18 protein-coding genes are annotated in these 18,957 nt (G+C 59.5%); 9 read left to right on the top strand and 9 right to left on the bottom strand.

Annotation, left to right across the window (positions count from 1 at the left end):
- Window positions 1-46: 46 nt before the first annotated feature.
- The 3 genes from lysW to OOF89_RS05120 form a co-directional block, all read right to left on the bottom strand.
- Complete coding sequence (gene lysW, locus OOF89_RS05130; RefSeq protein WP_266078990.1) at window positions 47-211, bottom strand: lysine biosynthesis protein LysW; 165 nt, start codon at window positions 209-211, stop codon at window positions 47-49.
- Between the two features lie 150 nt (window positions 212-361).
- Window positions 362-1,834, bottom strand: a complete 1,473-nt coding sequence (argH, locus tag OOF89_RS05125) for an argininosuccinate lyase (protein ID WP_266078989.1) — start codon at window positions 1,832-1,834, stop codon at window positions 362-364.
- Complete coding sequence (locus OOF89_RS05120; RefSeq protein ID WP_266078988.1) at window positions 1,827-2,996, bottom strand: argininosuccinate synthase; 1,170 nt, start codon at window positions 2,994-2,996, stop codon at window positions 1,827-1,829. The genes argH and OOF89_RS05120 overlap by 8 nt, the downstream gene beginning before the upstream one ends.
- 352 nt (window positions 2,997-3,348) lie before the next feature.
- Here OOF89_RS05120 and OOF89_RS05115 point away from each other — a divergent pair, with 352 nt between their 5' ends.
- Together OOF89_RS05115 and OOF89_RS05110 are read left to right on the top strand one after the other, a co-directional pair.
- Window positions 3,349-4,446 (top strand): hypothetical protein, encoded by a 1,098-nt coding sequence (locus OOF89_RS05115; RefSeq protein WP_266078987.1) that lies wholly within the window; start codon window positions 3,349-3,351, stop codon window positions 4,444-4,446.
- A 45-nt stretch (window positions 4,447-4,491) separates the two neighbouring features.
- Window positions 4,492-4,992: a 2'-5' RNA ligase family protein gene (locus tag OOF89_RS05110; RefSeq protein WP_266078986.1), complete on the top strand. Its 501-nt coding sequence runs from the start codon at window positions 4,492-4,494 to the stop codon at window positions 4,990-4,992.
- Between the two features lie 21 nt (window positions 4,993-5,013).
- Here the strand turns inward: OOF89_RS05110 and OOF89_RS05105 are convergent, their stop codons facing one another.
- Window positions 5,014-7,197, bottom strand: coding sequence for an ATP-dependent DNA helicase (locus OOF89_RS05105; protein WP_407661585.1), 2,184 nt, complete (start codon window positions 7,195-7,197; stop codon window positions 5,014-5,016).
- A gap of 136 nt (window positions 7,198-7,333) precedes the next feature.
- The gene (locus tag OOF89_RS05100; RefSeq protein ID WP_266078985.1) at window positions 7,334-9,067 is read right to left on the bottom strand and encodes an excinuclease ABC subunit C; all 1,734 of its coding nucleotides are present in this window, start codon (window positions 9,065-9,067) and stop codon (window positions 7,334-7,336) included.
- 243 nt (window positions 9,068-9,310) lie between these two features.
- Here OOF89_RS05100 and OOF89_RS05095 point away from each other — a divergent pair, with 243 nt between their 5' ends.
- On the top strand, window positions 9,311-10,774 hold the full coding sequence (locus OOF89_RS05095) for an arylsulfotransferase family protein (RefSeq protein ID WP_266078984.1): 1,464 nt from the start codon (window positions 9,311-9,313) through the stop codon (window positions 10,772-10,774).
- Window positions 10,775-10,810: 36 nt separating this feature from the next.
- Here OOF89_RS05095 and OOF89_RS05090 read toward each other — a convergent pair whose 3' ends face one another.
- The gene (locus tag OOF89_RS05090) at window positions 10,811-11,413 is read right to left on the bottom strand and encodes a hypothetical protein (RefSeq protein WP_266078983.1); all 603 of its coding nucleotides are present in this window, start codon (window positions 11,411-11,413) and stop codon (window positions 10,811-10,813) included.
- Between the two features lie 89 nt (window positions 11,414-11,502).
- On the opposite strand from OOF89_RS05090, the gene OOF89_RS05085 reads away from it, so the two are divergent.
- From OOF89_RS05085 to OOF89_RS05075, 3 genes are read left to right on the top strand one after another with little or no spacing between them, the layout of a single operon-like run.
- The gene (locus OOF89_RS05085) at window positions 11,503-11,757 is read left to right on the top strand and encodes a hypothetical protein (RefSeq protein ID WP_266078982.1); all 255 of its coding nucleotides are present in this window, start codon (window positions 11,503-11,505) and stop codon (window positions 11,755-11,757) included.
- A gap of 44 nt (window positions 11,758-11,801) precedes the next feature.
- Entirely contained in the window at window positions 11,802-12,716 is a 915-nt protein-coding gene (locus tag OOF89_RS05080; protein WP_266078981.1) for an ABC transporter ATP-binding protein, read from the top strand.
- The gene (locus tag OOF89_RS05075; RefSeq protein WP_266078980.1) at window positions 12,713-13,594 is read left to right on the top strand and encodes an ABC transporter permease; all 882 of its coding nucleotides are present in this window, start codon (window positions 12,713-12,715) and stop codon (window positions 13,592-13,594) included. The genes OOF89_RS05080 and OOF89_RS05075 overlap by 4 nt, the downstream gene beginning before the upstream one ends.
- On the opposite strand, the gene ligA is transcribed toward OOF89_RS05075, so the two are convergent.
- The gene (ligA, locus tag OOF89_RS05070; protein WP_266078979.1) at window positions 13,591-15,669 is read right to left on the bottom strand and encodes an NAD-dependent DNA ligase LigA; all 2,079 of its coding nucleotides are present in this window, start codon (window positions 15,667-15,669) and stop codon (window positions 13,591-13,593) included. The two genes, OOF89_RS05075 and ligA, sit on opposite strands and share 4 nt — an antisense overlap.
- A 109-nt stretch (window positions 15,670-15,778) precedes the next feature.
- On the opposite strand from ligA, the gene OOF89_RS05065 reads away from it, so the two are divergent.
- A complete protein-coding gene (locus OOF89_RS05065; RefSeq protein WP_266078978.1) occupies window positions 15,779-16,120 on the top strand; it encodes a hypothetical protein in 342 nt (113 codons plus the stop codon).
- Between the two features lie 134 nt (window positions 16,121-16,254).
- On the top strand, window positions 16,255-16,428 hold the full coding sequence (locus OOF89_RS05060; RefSeq protein ID WP_266078977.1) for a hypothetical protein: 174 nt from the start codon (window positions 16,255-16,257) through the stop codon (window positions 16,426-16,428).
- A 4-nt stretch (window positions 16,429-16,432) separates the two neighbouring features.
- Here OOF89_RS05060 and OOF89_RS05055 read toward each other — a convergent pair whose 3' ends face one another.
- Complete coding sequence (locus OOF89_RS05055; protein ID WP_266078976.1) at window positions 16,433-16,582, bottom strand: hypothetical protein; 150 nt, start codon at window positions 16,580-16,582, stop codon at window positions 16,433-16,435.
- 165 nt (window positions 16,583-16,747) lie between these two features.
- Window positions 16,748-17,830 carry an aminopeptidase gene (locus OOF89_RS05050; protein WP_266078975.1) on the bottom strand — a complete coding sequence of 361 codons (1,083 nt, stop codon included), beginning with the start codon at window positions 17,828-17,830 and terminating at the stop codon, window positions 16,748-16,750.
- 102 nt (window positions 17,831-17,932) lie between these two features.
- Here OOF89_RS05050 and OOF89_RS05045 point away from each other — a divergent pair, with 102 nt between their 5' ends.
- On the top strand, window positions 17,933-18,949 hold the full coding sequence (locus OOF89_RS05045; protein ID WP_266078974.1) for a threonine aldolase family protein: 1,017 nt from the start codon (window positions 17,933-17,935) through the stop codon (window positions 18,947-18,949).
- Window positions 18,950-18,957: the final 8 nt, after the last annotated feature.

Here is an 18,957-nt window from a genome sequence, read left to right as displayed (position 1 = left end):
CTGGTTTGCGTGAGCCGACTGAATTGAAGATTCAGTGACGTGCAATTTACTCCCCCCAGTCCTCTTCGAGCTCGGGTGCCCGGTCGAGGACTGGCGGGTTCACGTCGATCACTTCCAGTTCGACACCGCAGGTCGCACAGTCGATGATTTCGCCCGATTCCAGATCGTTGTGCAGGGGTACGTCCGCCCCACACTCAACGCATTCTGCCATTGTACTCTCCCATATCGCACTATCGGACTTAAATCCATCGCTATTAATTATGGATAAAAAGGGTATACTACCGTCTCACGGCGTGAAAAGGCGGATTTCGCGGTTCGGATTTGTGATCAAGTAAGTTGCCCCCGGAGGGGTCGCGGTAGTTCAGACATAGTCGTTCACCTCTGTCTGGAGCAGTTCGTTCGCCGCATCGAGCGAGTCAACCAGTTCGACGACCGTCTCTTCGTGGACGACGAGCGTCGCCTCTGCATCACTCAATCCTTCTACCATCGCATCGGCAGCAGGGCCGCCGTGTGAATCACGCATCCCGACGCTCGTTTCGGGGTCGAGTGCAGCCTCGACCTCCTCACGGGGAACGTATTCGGCGAGCGGCGCACCGAGTACGTCCTTCGCGGCGGAATCGAGCGCGTCGTAGTTCGCCTCTCCTGCCGTCGCAACCAGTTCGTGTGCCGTGCGGAACGGGACGCCGCACATGGCAAGCAAGTCGGCGATTCCGGTCGCTGTCGAAAAGCCATCGGCCGACGCCTCGGCAAGTACGTCCTCGTTCCACGTTGCAGTCGCCACCGCACCCGCCGTCACCTCAACCGCGTCAGTTACGGCGTCGATGGCGTCCCACGCGTGGGGCGTCGCGCGCTGGAGGTCGCGGTTGTACGCGCGTGGAAGTCCCTTGAGCGTCGAAAGCAAGCCAGACAATCCAGCATGGGTATCACCTGCCACCGCGCGAACCAGTTCGAGCGTGTCGGGATTCTTCTTCTGGGGCATGATGGACGACGTGGACGAATAATCGTCCGACAGTTCCACGAACCCGCGATTCGAGTAGATGACGAGGTCCTCCGCGATTCCGGAGAGGGTCGTGGCGAGAGTGGCCAGCGCGGACACCGTCTCGACGAGGAAATCTCGGGTGGACGCCGCGTCCATGGAGTTCCCCAGAACCGAATCGAACCCGAGCAGCTTCGCCACGCGCTCGCGATTTACATCGAACGGCGTTCCCGCGAACGCCGCAGATCCGAGGGGACACTGGTTCACCCTCCCGTACGCATCGAGCAGGCGGGCCGTGTCGCGCGTGATCGCCTGCTCGTAGGACGCGAGGAAGTGACCGACTGTGGTCGGTTGGGCGGGTTGGAGATGTGTGTACCCCGGCATCACCGTGTCCGAGTGCGATTCGGCGACTTCGAGCAGTGCTTCGCGGACCGCGATGGTCGCATCCAGAACGTCCAGGACATCCTCGCGAAGACGATAGCGGATGCAGGTCGCAACCTCGTCGTTCCTGCTTCTGGCGGTGTGCATCTTGCCGCCGTCGGCACCGACCTTCTGGACCACCGATGTCTCGATGGCGGCGTGAACGTCTTCGCCGTCGGGAAGCGACCCGTGGCCATCGACTTCGACCACGTTCAGCGCGGTGAGAATCTCGCCCGCCGTTTCGTCCTCGATGATGCCCTGTTCCGCGAGCATCACGACGTGGGCGCGGTCCACCGCGAGGTCCGCTGCGAAGATGCGCTCGTCGGCGGATAGCGACGAGAGAAATCCGCGGGCGGGACCGCCGCTGAAGCGGTCGCCGCGGACGACATCGCCATCGCCGTTTTTGCCGCCGCCGATTCCACTCCCTTTCTCACTCATTATTCGCGAGGCGTGCCTGATAGCCGTGGTATTTCGCGACGCCCGTCGCGTCAGCCTGCTCGATCTTGCCGACGGTTTCCGTGTTGAACGAGGCGGCGTCCTCGGAGTACACCGCGTACTCGCTCTCGCGGGCGACCGGGCGGGCCTGTCCGCCTTCGAATTTGACCGTCACCGTGCCGGTGACTTTCTCCTGTGTCGTGTTGATGAAGCCGTCGAGGGCGTCCACGACTGGGGCGGAAAGCAGTCCCTCGTAAGCCTTTTCGGACCACTGTTGGTCGATTCCGGTTTTGGACGAGCGCTCCTCTTTCGTCAGCACCAACCCTTCGAGGGCCTGGTGCGCGTTGAGAAGGGTCGTCGCCGCTGGGTGCTCGTAGTTCTCGCGCACCTTCAGGCCGAGCATGCGGTCTTCCATAAGGTCGGTGCGACCGACGCCGTGTTTGCCCGCGAGTTCGTTCAGATACTCGATGAGTTCGACTGCGTCGTAGGTCTCGCCGTCGATTGCGACCGGTTTCCCGTTCTCGAACTCGATCTCGATGAGTTCCGTTTCCGCACCCGGTTTCGTCGTCCACTCGTAGATGTCCTCCGGCGGAACGTAGCCGGGGTCCTCCAGATTGCCGCCCTCGACGGAGCGACTCCAGAGGTTCGTGTCGATGCTCCAGACGCCCTCGTTGCCACCTTCGACGGGGAGTTCGTGTTCGTCGGCGTATTCCATCTCCCACTTGCGGGTCAGGCCGAGTTCACGCACGGGCGCGATGACTTCCAAATCGGAGGCACGCCAGACCGCCTCGAAACGTAACTGATCGTTTCCTTTTCCAGTACAACCGTGCGCGACGGCGTCACAGCCGTTCTCTTTCGCAACGTCCAAAATCGCCTCCGCGATTACCGGGCGTGCGAGTGCCGTTCCAAGTGGATAGCCCTGATACGTCGCGTTGGCCTTCACCGCGTCGAGACACTGTTCCGCGAATGCGTCTTTCGCGTCCACGACGTAGTGTTCCAGGTTGAGTGCCTCCGCGGTTTCCTCCGCTTCCGCGAACTCCGCTTCGGGTTGTCCCACGTCTACAGTGACGCCGATTACCTCATCGTAGCCGTACTCCTCTTCGAGGAGGGGGACGCATACTGTGGTGTCGAGTCCGCCCGAGAAGGCGAGTGCAACGGATTTCATTGTGAACGTTGCCAGGGACTCCACCCACTTAAATTCTTCTCAGAAATATTAGAAATAAAGTTGCAAAATGGACTATGGACAAATTAATCACGTGTGAATTCGCGTTGAACGAACGTCGGGTCGGGGTGGAATAGGTATTAGTGGGACTAGAAAAGCCCCGGCCGCCGTCGCACGCAGAAGGAGTTGGAGTCGGACTCGTCACTCACGACAGGGGCGACCCCGGTGGCGCGAGTCCACGACATTACGAGACTGTTCTGGCGTGATTCGTATAAAACCTTTCGGCGCGGCAATGGTTGCCAACACTCCTCTTTGCCAGCTAGAATTTATTATCTGTCACCAGAAACGATGGAGAATGCGACGATTCCCCGCCCTCCTGCTCGTCCTCCTCGTCATCACGTCCGGGTGTGCCGACTACATCCCGTGGTTGGAGCGGTCGCCGAAACCGAAGGCGGACTCGCAAGCCAATCTGAACCCACCACCCGGCGCGAATACCGAGTGGATATTCGATTCGGAGCGACTGCTTTCCGCCCACGAGTCCGCTTTGGCTGGAATGAATTATCGAAAGGAGGTTCGGATTCGCCCGAATCACAGCACTGGACCGACGGAGTGGTCGAACTCGACTCTCGACGCACACGTTGGAGATGGGCGAACTCGCCTGCACGAACGAGGCGATATACGTGCCCTCGTCGGCATCAGCGAACCCTATCACGGTTATTCGGCAAATGGCACTGCGATATGGCGTGTACCACAAAACGGTGACTACAACTATCACTACGTCTCCGCTCCGGCGAACCCGATTTGGGAGAACGTCGAGAACGACACTCGAATGAGCCAGATTCTTATGAACTCGGATTTCGTTTGGAATGGGACAACGGTCCGGAATGGGACGACCCTGTACCGATACAGAGCGGCAAGTCACACTGAACTTTCGACTGCGAAATCCCTCTGGGCAACCGTATTCGTGGATGAACGCGGGTTCGTCTACGAACTCTCTGGGACTCTCCAAACAACTGGAAGACCGACCACGGTCAATTTTTCTTATCGGTTTTCGGAAACGAACTCCACACCGACGAAACCGAACTGGGCGAGCCGAGTCACTCGATTGACGGCGGTTCACGATTCCGGTGCTCTTGCCATCGAAAACACAGGTAAAACGGTTATCCCTGCGGGTAGTAGTGGCGTGGCGGTAATTACTAATGGTTCTATAAGTGTCGGTGAAAGGCTCGAATTCACGAAACCTTTCAGACCAGATGAGGTCGCATATGTTATTCTTACTGATGTTGGAAACAAAACTACAAACGGCATAACTGACGGCAAAATTCAAGTTAGAAAGCATGCGCCGTCACCGACTGAAGCAGTTCGGTCACAGTTCGAGTGGCGATGGATTCGTTTCGGAGATCCTAACGGTAACTGGTCAGTGAAAATCCAACGACGGTCTCGAAACGACTAATCACGAACGCCACCCTCATATTCTTCCCCTCTCTCGAGACGAACAGTGTACAGCCTCAACGTTCCCGTTCCCGGCGAGGTCGCCCGACTCGCGGAGGAACTGCGGCCGTCGCTCTACCAGTTCGATACCGTGCGCGACCAACATACCCTCGTCGTCAAGCGATTCGGCGACCACAAAAATTACGATCGACTCGAAATGCAGGTTCGAACCGCACTCGTCGGGTCGCCAGCCTTCGAAGCCAAAATCGCTGAAATCGACATCTTCGAGGATCCGGCACGCGGTGATGGCCCAGTCGTCTACCTCGCCGTCGAAAGTCCCGGACTGCGTGACCTTCACAGCGAACTGGTTTCCGAGTTCGACTGTATCGAGGGCATCGAGGGCGACGACTATGTTCCCCACGTGACGCTCGCCCGCGGCGGAAATCTCGACGTCGCTCGGCAACTTACGGAACGAGACACCGATCCGATTACGTGGACTGTTACGCGACTCCAACTTTGGGATGCGACCTACGAGGAACCGGCCGCGACGATTTCGCTTCCCGCGTGAGTTCCCCCGACCAACCACGATTCACTGCGGTTTCGGCGGGTTGCCGTCCCATGCGTCCCTGTCAGTGAAGAAGTTCAGCATGGCGAACTTGAGCTTTTCCGGGGCGATATCCAGCATCTCGTCGCGCTCTTCCGGTGGAAACGTCTCCCGAACGCTGTATTTCCCCATCTCTCGAACGCTTTTTTCGGTGTAGCGTTTGTCCAACAGCACCCTGATGCCGAAATCCCCCGGCGAGCGAATCACGCGGCCGAGCGCCTGCCGCGTCTTTCGGATCGTCGGTATCTCGATGGCGTACTCCCAGCCCGAATTTCGTCCGGAGCGGTCGGCGAACACCCTGTCGTAGGCGTCCTGCACGGCGTCCATTCTGTCGTCAAGGTGTGGGTACGGAACGCCGACCACGACGACGGTTCGGGCGTCGTCGCCGTCGAAACTGACGCCCTCCGCGAGCGTCCCCCAGAGCGAGGTGAAAAGGACGCCGTTCGAATCATTCGTGAACTGTTGGCGGAGTTCCTCGACGGGCGTCCCCGCCTCGTCGAAGTAAAGCCTCCCGTCGATTCGGTTTCGCACGAGGTCACGGTAGCGTTCAGCCTCGCTGTAACTCGGGAAGAAGACGAGCGTGTTTCCGGCGGTGAATTTCACCGTCTCGGTCAGCACGTCCGCGATGGTCTCTTGTGTCTCCCGTTCGCTTCGCTCGCTGGCGAACAGGGCGGGCGATTCGACCGCAAACGTCCGGCGATTTTCGTCGGGGAACTGGAGACCGTAGGCCAGCGTCACCGGTTCCGTCAACCCGAGCACGTCCGACAGCACGTCGAAGGGCCGAAGGGTCGCGCTCATGAGCACCGTCGCGTACACCTCGTCGAAGAGGTCCTTCGTCACTTCGCGCGGGATGCAGGTGTACAGCTCCGCTCTCCCGTACACTTCGTCGGTGCCTTCGTCCCGCCGAACCCCGACAACGGGATACTGGCCGAGTTCGGCCCCCTCGTCCATGTACGACTTGACGAAACTGGCGGCTTGGAGCGTCTGGCATTCCTGACGGGTCTTCGCATCGCCCTCCTTGTACGCCTCCTCGTACTGCTGGTCGAGTTCCTTGGCGAGTCCCAACGCGTCGTCCAGTTCGTCGTCGATTCCCTTTCCCGTATACTCTTGAAGGAAATGCAGGGTGAGTTCGTCACGTTTGTTCTCGTTCGCGATCGCGACGTCCTGCCAGTTCTCGCCGACTGTTTCGCGCTCTCCGAACCCGAACGAGTCCTCGTACGTACTCGTGAGCGCACGCTGGAACGCGGCAAGGACGTTGAACCCGGTTTCGCTCCGGAAGTCATCGCTCTCCTGCAACTCGTCCAGCGCGCTGTCGAGGGTGTTCTCGGTCAGCGTCCGCGAAGCGTGGTCCCGGGCGGTTCCTTCGATATTGTGGGCTTCGTCGAAGATGGTGATGACGTCCTCCGGGTCGCGGCCCAACCATCGGAAGAATTGCTCGCGTATCATCGGGTCGAGGAGGTGGTGGTAGTTGCAGACGACCAAATCGACGCCTTCCATCCCGTCTTTCAGCAGTTCGTAGCCGCACATCCCCTGTTCTTCGGCGAACTCGTAGATGTCGTCGGGCGTCCGAACGTCGTCATAGAGCCACTGGTAGAACTCCCCGGTGTCCTCGGTGAGGTTGTTGTAGTAGTAGTCACAGACGTTCGCTTCGCGCAGGTTCTCGACTTCGTCCTGTATCTGGTCGAGTTCGTCCATCACCGCGCTACGGGCTTCCGCGGCAGTTTTGTCGCCGTCCTGCATCACTTTGAGCAGTTCGCGCTGACGCTGCTCGAGTTCCTCCTTGTCACGTTCCTTATCGACGACTTCGTAGGTGTTGTCCCGAAGTACCTGACACTCCTGATAATCCACGTCGATGTGGCACATCGACCCTTTGCCGCGAAAGACGACGGCGCGCAGGGATTCGTTCCGGTTTATCTCGCGCGCTTCGGTGACGAACTGACGCATCTGCTGATGGACGTTCGTCGTGATGACTACCGTTTTGTCCTCCTCGCGGGCGTACTCAAGTGCGGGTACGAGCGATGAGAGTGTCTTTCCTGTCCCGCACGCGCCCTCGAAGACCACGTCCTGTCCGCGCGCCAGCCCGTTGTAGATGCGGTCCATCGCCTCCTGCTGATTGTCGTAGGGCGACTCGTATGGGAAGAACCGCATGTACTCGTTCGTCGTCGACACGATACGGGATATTTGCGGCTTGGTTCAAAAAGTCTTGCCTACGCGAGATTGTCGTGATTTGATGGACTGGGGTGGTTTCCTCGAAAACGTCGTTTCCGTGAGCTTCTATCACTTATCGAACTACTCGTCCACGCCGTCAAAATCGGTCCCGAATCGCGGAAACAGTCTTTTCCCCGACACCGGTGATTTCACGCAGTTCGTCGTCCGAGGCGCTTCGAATCCCGTCCAAACTCCCGAAACGGCGGAACAGCTTTCGGCGCGTTTCCGGTCCGACACCGCGAACGCCGTCCAACTCCGTCGAGACATCATCCCGAAGCGTCTGATGGTATTGAACGGCGAATCGATGGGCTTCGTCGCGTACTCGCTGGAGGACGTGCAGTTGCGGGGCGTCGCTCGGCCAGTCGAAGGTTCGGTTGGGCGTGATGACGATTTCCTCGGCTTTGGCCAGACCGACGGCGGGTACGTCCCATCCGATTTCGTCCAGCGCCTCCCGTGCGGCGTCGAGTTGTCCCTTCCCGCCGTCGATAAGCAGTAAATCGGGGTCCGGTCGCTCGTCGTGTCCTCCGATTGCCCGATTCGCGCGCCATCGAATCAGGGCGCGCATGTTGTCGTAGTCGTCGTTTTTTTCAGTCAGTTTCTTCCGTCGATAGTCGGACTTCTCGGGAGATCCACCGACAAACACGACGTTGCTGCCGACGACGGACGATCCCTGTGCGTGACTCACGTCGAATCCCTCGATTCGGTCGATCGCGGACATCGAGAGTCCGTCCGCTAACGCCCGGAGTTCGTCGGGAGCGTTGGCACCCCGCCGGGCGTTCTTCAACGCCAAATCGACGAGCGTTGCTTCCCTTCCCGCACCCGGCACACGTACCGCGACGCCTTCGGACTCCAACCAGTCGAGTACGTCCGTATCGTCGGGGCGCTCGGAGAGCAGGAGGGCGTCAGGTAGGTCGCGCTCGGCGTAAAATTGGGGAATGAAACCGCCGAGCACCGCGGCCACGTCGTCGCCGTCCGGAACCGAAAGCGTGTGCCGGTCGCGGTCGACCAGTTGACCGCGCTCGCTATGGAGTCGCGCGACCGTGGCATGTTCGCCTTCGACCGAGGCACCGAGCACGTCCACAGTTCGTTCGTCGGTCCGCGACGAAATCGCATCGGCGTCGCCGCCGTGGAACGATTCGACCGCTTCGAGTCGGTCCCGAAGGTTGGCCGCGCGCTCGAACTCGCGGTTCTGGGCGGCCGATTCCATCTCCCGGCGGAGGGGGGTCACCAGCACGTCCGTCTCGCCACCCAGGAACCGCTCGACGCTTTTCACGTCGCCGAGGTACGCCTCGCGTCCGATTTCGTTCGTACAGGGTGCGGTGCAGAGTCCGATGTCGTAATCGAGGCAGGGTCGGTCGCGGTTGGCGAACTTATAGTCCGAACAGCCCCGAATTCCGTAGGTTTCCCGAAGGGCCTTGACCACGGTTTCGACGTGGGATTTGTTGGTGAACGGCCCGAAAACGGTCGCGCCCTCACGATTCGGGTCGCGAGTAATCTCGATTTGCGGAAATTCGTGACCCGTTACCTGGACGAGCGGATACGATTTGTCGTCCTTTAGGCGGACGTTGTACCGCGGCTGATAGCGTTTGATGAGGTTCGCTTCCAGCAAGAGCGCCTGTGTCTCCGTGTCGGTCACCGCGAAATCGAGCGCGTCGGCGCGCTCGACCATCCGACCGATGCGGTTGCTTCGTGGGTCTGCGTACGACCGAACCCGTGCTCGAAGGTCAACCGCTTTGCCGACGTACCGGACGGTATCGCCCTCTAAAAACTGATACACACCGGGTTCACGGGGGAGTTCCTTCGCACGCTCTCTGACCGTCGCGGCGTCCATTGCGTTTGGCTAGCCAGCCTGGAAGTTTGAACTTGTCCCTACCGGAGGAGTCCACGCCATCCGGTATGGTAGCACGATACTCGACGCTCCTCGAAACGATCCGGTATCCGTCGCTTCCAACCAATCGATTTTATTCGGTGGCGTCACATTGGTGCGGGTAGACACATGGCTAATCGACAGAACGAGATGGTATCGACCGTGAACCGACCTGGATGGACCGGGGTTCACCGATAACCGATTCTAATGAATTCAAACTCGAAACGCCGCCTTCGAGCACTGTTCGCCGCCCTCCTCACCCTCTCGGTTTTGACGGTAGGCTACGGTGTTGCGACCTCGTGGACGGAAACGACGTTCGAATCCCATATCGACGGAAACGATGTCAACCGAGACGTACAAGTCGCCCCGAAAACGGACGGTATCACGGTAATCGCGACGGACTCCAACTCGTGGCGAGGAGAGGCCAGCGAAGGTCCGCGGGCGAGAGCCGAACTCGTCGCGCTTAATCCGAACGGAACGGTTCGATATTACAACGACACTCACACCCGCTACTGGGACGTTGACCCCGTTCAGGGGACGACGGCGACGGTGGAGTACTCCTACGCGGACCACCTTAGCGGGGACGAATGTCCGGGCGCCGACGAGTGGAACGCCAGCGAGTACGGCGTCAGCCAGGAGACGTGGGACACCTACTACGATACCCACGGCGACGTGAACGCCTGTACGTTCAATGGTGTCGAGCGCGTCAACCTCACGACCGGTGAGGTTCGGCAGGTGTGGGGCCACCCCACGCCCGGAAAGGAAGCGACGCGGTACCACGACGTGGACCGCATCAACGAGACGCACCTCGTCGTCGCCGACATCTACCTCGATGGGGTGTTCGTCGTCAACACCGAGACCGACGACATCGTATGGCGTTGGAATGCCTCCGACGATTTCGACCCGGAGAGCACCGGTGGCCCGTTCCCGAAGGACTGGTCGCACATCAACGACGTCGAAATCCTGGAAGACGGCCGAATCACGGTAAGCATTCGGAACTTGGACCGTGTCGTGTTCCTCTCCCCGGACAATCACACTGCTATCAAGTCACAGACTCTCGGCGAGGAGGACAACTACGACATCCTCTACGAGCAGCACAATCCCGACTACATCAACGAATCCAACGGCGGTCCCGCGGATATCGTCGCCGACAGCGAGAACAATCGCGTCATCGAATATCAGCGAACCGACGACGGAAAGTGGAAGCAGACGTGGATTTGGCGGGATGGACGAATGCAGTGGCCACGGGACGCCGACCGACTTCCGAACGGACACACGCTGATCGGTGACTCGAACGGCAACCGCGTCCTCGAGGTCGATGAAAACGGCAAGGTCGTCTGGCAACTCAACATCGCATTCCCCTACGAAGTAGAACGACTCGGAACTGGCGACGAGTCCACGAACGGACCGAGTGCCCAGTCCGCGGAAATCACCCCCCGTTCCGGAAACATCGGTGACCAGTTCTGGATCGCCGTGAAGGGTCTCATCCCCGGAAAATATCTAAACGGCTTGATGTATATCACGCCGGTTTGGATGGGCGTTCCCGAAGTGTTCGCCATCGTGTTCGGATTTGTGACCGTCCTCGTTTGGGGAGGCATCGAAGCGAGTTGGTACGTGAGCAGTCGCCGAAAAACGTCTGGCGACCGGTCCGACGAACAGTCCATGGACTGATCTCCATCTCACTCCGATAATCGCGACAAACCGAACCTATTTCTGAACGTCTTCCTTTCCGAGCGCGGACCGAATTCGACGGGCCGCATCTTCTGCTTCTTTCCCATCGACGGGGACGTAAATCGGGTCGCGGCCCGCACGCTCGATAACCAGTTCTTCCGACCGAGTGACGAAATACAGTCCGCCAAACACTATGGCGGCGAACAGGAGTACTCCGCCGATGAGCAGTAACGCGTCCGTAAGTACCCCAAACATGATCGCCATCGAAGCGATCATCCCCTCGATTCCACCGACGATATGGCTATCTGGTCCCTTCGTGTTGCCGAGCTGTGTGAGGACGCCACTACTATTCAGTAGGTAGCCACCGCCGAGCAGAACCATTCCGTAGACGATGCTTCGGACGGTCCATGAAAGATAGCCATCCTGACCGGTCGGTTGGACGCTTGCATCGAGGACGTTGGGCCGGTCCGCGTGGTCGAATCGTCTCCCTCCGCCCTCGGGCATGAATGCGAGAACGCGATGACTCGTCACCGCGATTCGCGCCCCTTCGAGTTCGATTTCCTCCTCGATATCTTCGCCCGCGAACAACATATCCAGCAGGCGATCATCGGACGCCTGGGAGAGCGGGGACTGTCGCATCGTTTATCGGGACTATCACTGTGTTAAATAAGGTTGCGGCTAAGTCATCCCTCGCCAGATACAAATCGAAGACGGGTGAATGTTCGATCATGACCGACGTACGCGCGTGGCTCGTGGAGCGAACGTATAGCGATCGCGACCTGTTGACACTGGTGTACGCGACATCCGACGGTGAGCGATACCTCCAGAAAGAACTGGCAGGACGACTCGGCGGTGAGACGACCGCCGCAATCGATGTCGAAGAAGGGCGCCTCGCGCAGGTGGACGATGACGCCGTCAAGGAGCGATATGCGGCGGAAGTCGAGCGAATGACGGCACAGCACGAGCCGGATGATATGGTGTGACATAGAACAGTAACGTTTTATGTCCGTTGCCGTAACCCGGAACCATGGCCGCCATTCGACTCGACGGCGTGACGAAGCGATACGGCGCCGTCACCGCCGTCAACGACCTCTCGCTCGACGTAAAAGAGGGGGAGGTGTTCGGTTTTCTCGGACCGAACGGTGCGGGAAAATCGACGACGATCAATCTCATTCTCGATTTCATTCGGCCGACTGCGGGTAGCGTCGAAGTTCTCGGGATGGATGCACAGGAAGAAAGCGTCGCCGTCCGCCGGCAAACCGGCGTTCTTCCGGAAGGATTCTCGGTATACGATCGCCTGACGGGCCTCCAGCACGTCGAATTCGCTATCGAATCGAAGGAGGCAGACGACGACCCGGAGGAACTTCTCGACCGAGTCGGCCTCCTCGACGACGCCGACCGAAAGGCGGGCGGGTATTCGAAAGGGATGGCCCAACGACTCGCCTTCGCGATGGCACTCGTCGGCGACCCCGACTTGCTCATTCTGGACGAACCATCGACCGGTCTCGACCCGAACGGTGCGCGTGAGATGCGCGAAATCATCAGGAATGAAAAAGCGCGCGGCGCGACCATCTTCTTTTCCAGCCACATCCTCGGGCAGGTCGAAGCCGTCTGCGACCGCGTCGGCATTCTCCACGACGGCGAACTCGTCGCGGAGGATTCCATCGAAGGGCTTCGCCGGAATGCCGGTGGCGACACCACGCTCACCGTCGAGACGAGTTCGCTACCGCCGAACGCAGTCGAAGACGTTCGTGATGTCGACGGTGTGACGGGAGTCACCCGCGACGGCGACATCCTGATCGTGACCTGTGAGGCGAGCGTCAAAACAACCGTCATCGCGACGCTCGAAAACGCGGGTGTGGACATCGAGGACTTCGAGACGGAGGAGGCCTCGCTGGAAGACCTCTTCGTAACTTACACGGAAACGGAGGTGACGGCATGACGTGGCAGGCGGTCGCCAGAAAGGACTTCCGCGACTCGCTTCGGTCACGGTGGTTCTGGGTCGTCTCGGCGATTTTCGTCGGCCTGTTCAACGGTAGCGCGTACTTCGTCGGGAAGGGTCTCGGCAACACGAATCAAAACGCCAGCACTGACGCCTTTATTGCCTTGTTGGGTGGAAAAGTCGTCGCGCTCCTCGTCCCACTCATCGCGCTCGTCGTCGCCTACAGCGCCATCATCGGCGAACGAGAGACTGGCACGATAAAACTCATGCTGTCGCTTCCCCATTCCCGGCAGGACATCGTCGTGGGAAAGCTACTCGGACGGAGCGGCGTCATCGCCGTGCCGATTTTCCTCGGTCTGATAGCCGCCGCAGTCGTGCTCGTGATCTTCGGCATCTCGCTCAAAATCGTGAGCTACCTGCTGTTCACCGTTCTCACAGTCGCGCTCGGCGTGACGTTCGTCAGCCTCGCCATCGGGATTTCGGCCGCCGCGTCGACGAACCGCCGTGCGATGGTCGGGTCGGTCGCACTGTACGTCCTGTTCACGCAGCTGTGGAAGCACGTCCGTCGGTCGTTGTTGGTCCTCGACGACAAACTCTCGCTCGGATTGGAGACGGCACAGTTCGCGAAATACGGACTGTTCGTCAAATATTTCAACCCCGTTCGAGCCTACGAAACCCTCGTCGCCAGCCTCTATATGGGAGGGACGCTAGACGCGCGGTTATATCAGCTGAGCGGGATTCAACTCCAACTCTACAAACAGGCTATCGGCGAGATGCCGTTCTATCTCTCGAACGCCGTCGTGCTAGCGCAGTTCCTACTCTGGTTGCTCATCCCCATCGCAGTCGGGTATCTGATCTTCGACCGAGCGGACCTCTAGCGTTCGTCCAATTCCGCTCGCTCGACGCCGTTTTCGTCCAACACGTCCCAGAACTCGTCCTCTTCTACAACCGGCACGCCTCGCTCTTCGGCGTCCTCACGCTTCGTCTGCCCCGGACTCTCGCCGACGACGAGGTAGTCCGTGTTGCCGGAAACGCTTCCCGTCGCGTTCGCGCCGTGCGCTTCGACGAAATCGGAGATATCGGAGCGCGAGCGGGAGAGTGACCCGGTGAACACGAACGTCAGACCGGCGAGTTCGTCGCCGCCGTCGGTTTCCTCCGCTTCCGGTTCGACGTGGGTCAGCAGTTCCTCGATGACCTCGCGGTTGCGCTCGGAGTCGAAAAACTCCCGAACCTGGTTCGCCACGATCGGTCCGATGTCCGGCACGGATTCGAGTTCGTCGCGCGAGCCAGTCATCAGGACCTCCATCGACCCGAATTCGCGAGCCAACGCGCGGGCCGTCTCGGTTCCGACACGGGGAATCCCGATGGCTGAGACGAAGTTCGCGAGCTGTGGCCGTCTGGATTCCTCGATCTCCGCGAGCAGGTTCTCCGCGCTCTTCGCGCCCCAGCCGTCGAGTTCGAGCAGGTCGTCGGCGTCCAGTTCGTAGAGGTCTGGAAGCGATTCGATGAGGCCGCCGTCGATGAGCTGTTCGACACGCTCCTCGCCCAATCCTTCGATGTCGAGTCCATCGTCGCTCGCGTAGTAGGCGACTGCGCGCCGGAGTTGGGCATCGCAGGCGAGTCCGCCCGTACAGAACGCGATCGGTCCATCGCGCTCGATGGGACTGTCACAGACCGGACAGTGGTCGGGGAACTCGTAGTGCCCCTCGTTCCGTTTCTCCATCACTTCGGAGACGTATGGAATCACGTCACCTGCCCGCTGGACTCGCACCTCGTCGCCGACGTTGACGTTTTTCTCTGCGATTTCCTCAGGGTTGTGAAGGCTGGCCCGCGAGACGGTGACGCCACCCACGTCCACCGGTTCGAGCAAGGCAACGGGGGTCAATCGTCCCGTCCTCCCGACTTGGAGTATCACGTCGGTAATCTCGGTCACTTCCGCACGTGCCGGGAATTTGTAGGCGTACGACCAGCGATAGGAGCGCGCGGTCGTTCCGAGTGCAGCGCAGGCGGAGCGGTCGTTCACTTTGATGACGACGCCGTCGATTTCGTAGTTCAGTTCCTCGCGTTCCGCCATCAAGTCGTCCCGGTAAATGATGGCGTCCTCGATGTCCTCGACCAGTTCCGTCCTGTTTACCACCTTCAGGCCGTACGTTGGCAGGGTCTCGTACTCCGACCAGTGCGTCGGGAATTCCTCGCTCGCGTCCAGCACGTCGTAAAAGAAACAGTCCAGTGGGCGGCTCGCGGTGACGGACGAATCGAGCTGTCGAAGCGATCCGGCGGCGGCGTTTCGCGGATTGGCGAAGGGGTCCTCTCCTCTTTCGACTCGCTCGCGGTTGAACTCCTGAAAGGCGTCCCGAGGCATGTACACCTCGCCGCGAACAGCGAGGAAATCCGGATAGTCACCGCGGAGATGATGTGGAATACTCGAAATGGTTCGGACGTTTTCGGTCACGTCGTCGCCTTCTCGGCCATCGCCACGGGTTGCGGCGCGAACGTACTCGCCGTCCTCGTAAACGACTTCGAGCGAAAGCCCGTCGAACTTCGGGTCACAGACGTACTCGACGTCGTCGCCGACTTCCCGTCGTATCCGGTCGTCGAAATCACGTACGTCGTCGGATTCGCCACTGGAGTCGATGGAGAGCATCGGTGTGACGTGCTCGACGGTTTGGAGTTCGTCCACCGGTTCGCCGCCGACTCGACGCGTCGGACTGTCGTCCGTCTGAATGCCGAAGGTGTCCTCGAGTTCCCGCAAGCGCGTGAAGAGCGTGTCGTAGGTTCGGTCGGCGATGATCGGATCGTTCTCGACGTAGTACCGATAATCGTGGTGTCGAATCGCCTCCCGAAGGAGTTCGGCCTGCTCGCGCGCGTTGTCTGTACTCAGTGCTTCGACCGACTCGAAATCGGTTCGTGGATCCTCGACGTAGGGGTTTTCATCCGCGCTCACCTCTGCCATCGTTCGGGGATTGTTCGCCTTCGGGTAAAATAGTTCAGCAACCATCGGCGGGGGATGCCTGCAATAGCAGCCTCAAAACTCTCTATGATCGCGGTCATCACGACCTTCTATGACGAACTATAGCGTTCACGAACCGGAGTACGACGACACGACCGACGAGGAGTGGAGTGCCCCTCAGGAACACGACTTCGACACCGATGACCTCTCGGACATCGCCAGCCACTTCGTCCTCTCCTCGTCCGGATTCGACAGTCCGGACACGTACGACGACCTGCAACTGCCCGTCGTCGGTCCCGATGGAAAGTTGAACGAGAACGCACTGCAGACCGCTTACAGCGGCGGACACAGCGTCGAAGCGGTAGAGGATATCGACGAGGATACGAAGGGAGACGCGAGGGACGTTCTCGAATCCTTGGCCGACGAGTTCGAGGACCTCGATTTGAGCGATTGAAGTTCATTGCTCGCCACAGTCGTTGATTCGGGGTCGCGGAGTCCTGAGACGTGAGCGGAAACTGGGGATAACGTCACAATACGCTGCCTGCCGGAACGAAAACGACTTTCAACGAGTGGTTACTCGTCCGGCGTATGAACGAGGATGTTCCGGAAGCGCGCTTTTCGACCGCGACGGTGGATTGGGCACGCGAGGAACACGACATGCTCGGCAGGCATCGACGAATCGATACCGAGCGACTCCGTGCTCGATTGGTATCACGGACGCTGTCGCTGTCAGTGGCGCGAATGCTCGCTTACTTCCGATAACGACTTACAGCAGTTCGGCGACGTTTTCGATCGCGTTCCGGCAGAACGGACAGCGGTAGTTGGTAGAGAAGCCGCTCGATTGAGCAACGGTCTTTGTTTCCAGTTCGTGGAATGCGATGTTCCGACGACAGTCTGGACAAGGTACTTTTGACACGATTGTTGCTATACTACCGAAGGTACTTAAATCGAAGGTGCCGAAACAGTTATATGATATGACGGTCTCACGCGTTTTCTAAACCCTCCCCCGCATCATCGTGCGCTCGAAATGTACGCTCACGAGGTGAAATGATCCGATGTGACGAATGAGCGCTTCCTGGCGCTATTCTTCGAATCGGAACGTGCCGTCCTGCTGGACGACCTCTCCATCGACCTCGATTCGCGAGTCTTCGCTCATATCCACGATCATATCGACGTGTACCGCGCTGTCGTTTTGCTCCTCCGTTTCGGGAACACAGATGTCGTACGCCATGCCGACTGCGAGGTGTACGGTGTCGCCCATCTTTTCGTCGAACAGCATGTTGTAGGAGAACTGGTCGATGTCGCGGTTCATTCCGATACCGAGTTCGCCGAGTCGTCGCGCTCCCTCGTCGGTATCGAGGACGCCCGCGAGCACATCCTCGTTCTTGTCGGCGCTGAAATCGACGATTTCGCCCCCTTCAAACTTCAACCACACGTTTTCCACGATGTGGCCCTGGTGGACGAGCGGTTTGTCGAACAACACCTCGCCTTCGACGGAATCGGGAACCGGCGCCGTGAATACCTCGCCACCTGGCAGATTGTTTTCCCCGTGGTCGCTGATGGTTTTCATGTTCGTCACGGACATGGTGAGGTCGGTGGTGTCGCCCGAGACGATGCGCACTTCGTCCGCGCCGTCGAGGATTTCGACCATCTGCTGTTGGAACTCGCGCTGTTCGTCCCAATCCTTGTTCATCGCGCCGTAGACGAACTCCTCGTACGTGTCGGTGCTCATCTCGGCCAACTGCGCGCTTCCCGGCGAGGGGTGTTGTGTGAGACACCACCGCATCGAGAGGATTTCTTCCTGTATCGGTTGGTACGCCTGATTGTATGCCGCGTGCGTCTCCGCATCCACGTCGCTCATATCGGAGGCGTTCTCGTCCGCCCTGACATGAACGACGGCGTCCGCGGCCTCGAACAACGCTTGTTCGTGTTCCGGGGTGTTGAGGTGAGCCGAGTCAACCGATTTGAGAAACGCGGCCCGCTTTCGGTCCCGTCGTCCGTTCATCACGAGGGGGAACGCCCCGCGTTCGCCGAGTCGTCTGGACAGTGCAATCGCGAGTTCGTCAGCGACGGACGGAACGCGAAGCACGACGTTGTCGCCCGCTTCGATATCGAGCGAATGGTCTACGATGATTTCGGCGTGTTTCCGAATCCGTGAATCCATAGTGTTGGATTTCATGGATACCGGAAACCGCTTTCGGTACGTCACCCGGAAAACCGTGCGTTCACCCTCGCTTATTTGTTCACTGCCGCGGAAAGGGCGGACATGATCGACCTACGGAGTGACACGGTAACCAAGCCGAGCGACGAGATGCGCGAATCCGCCCACGATGCCGATGTCGGCGACGACGTGTACGGAGAAGATCCGACGGTAAACGAGCTCGAAACCCGGGCCGCCGAGCTGATGGGAATGGAAGCGGCCCTCTACGTCCCGACGGGGACGATGGGTAATCAAATCGCAGCGCGGGTGCACACCGACCGCGGACAGGAAATCCTCGTGGAACGCGAGAGCCACATCTACAAGTGGGAACTCGGCGGATTGGCTCAGCACGCAGGCCTACAGGTCCGAACGCTCGACGGCGGTGAGCGAGGGATTCCGACGCCCGAACAGGTAAAATCCGGCTACGTCGAGGAGGACGCACATCGACCAGGAACTGGCTTGTTGAGCCTCGAAAACACGCACAATAGCAAGGGTGGTGTCGCTATCGCACCCGAGGAAATCGACGCGGCGGCGGATGCGGCTCACGAACTCGGTGTTCCGGTTCATCTGGACGGAGCACGAGTCTGTAACGCTGCCGTCGCCCACGATGTTCCGCCCGCCCGATTCACCGAGGAAATCGATTCCGTAATGTTTTGTCTCTCGAAGGGTCTCGGCGCACCGGTCGGATCGATGCTCGCCGGAAGTGAAGACTTCATCGCACGCGCTCGACGAACGCGAAAGTTGTTCGGCGGCGGAATGCGTCAGGTTGGCGTACTGGCTGGTCCAGGACTGCTGGCGCTCGACAACGTCTCCCGACTCGTGGACGACCATGAAAATGCCCGCGTTCTCGGCGAAAAATTAGCTGATATCGACGGTCTCGCAGTCCAACCGCCGGAGACGAATATCGTCCTCGTGAACACGGAAAACGCTGGACTGACCGCGGATGAGTTCCTCACCGCCTGTGAGGAGATGGGCGTTCTCGGGACACAGTTCGACACGCACGTCGTCCGGTTCTGTACGCACTGGGACGTGAATCGAGGGAATGTCGAAACCGCGGCAGAAGCGGTTCGAGACGCAGTCTGAGGCAGATC

This window comes from Haladaptatus caseinilyticus (genome assembly GCF_026248685.1).
In the GTDB taxonomy this organism is placed as follows: domain Archaea; phylum Halobacteriota; class Halobacteria; order Halobacteriales; family Haladaptataceae; genus Haladaptatus; species Haladaptatus caseinilyticus.
This window is presented reverse-complemented; position numbering and strand designations above follow the sequence as displayed.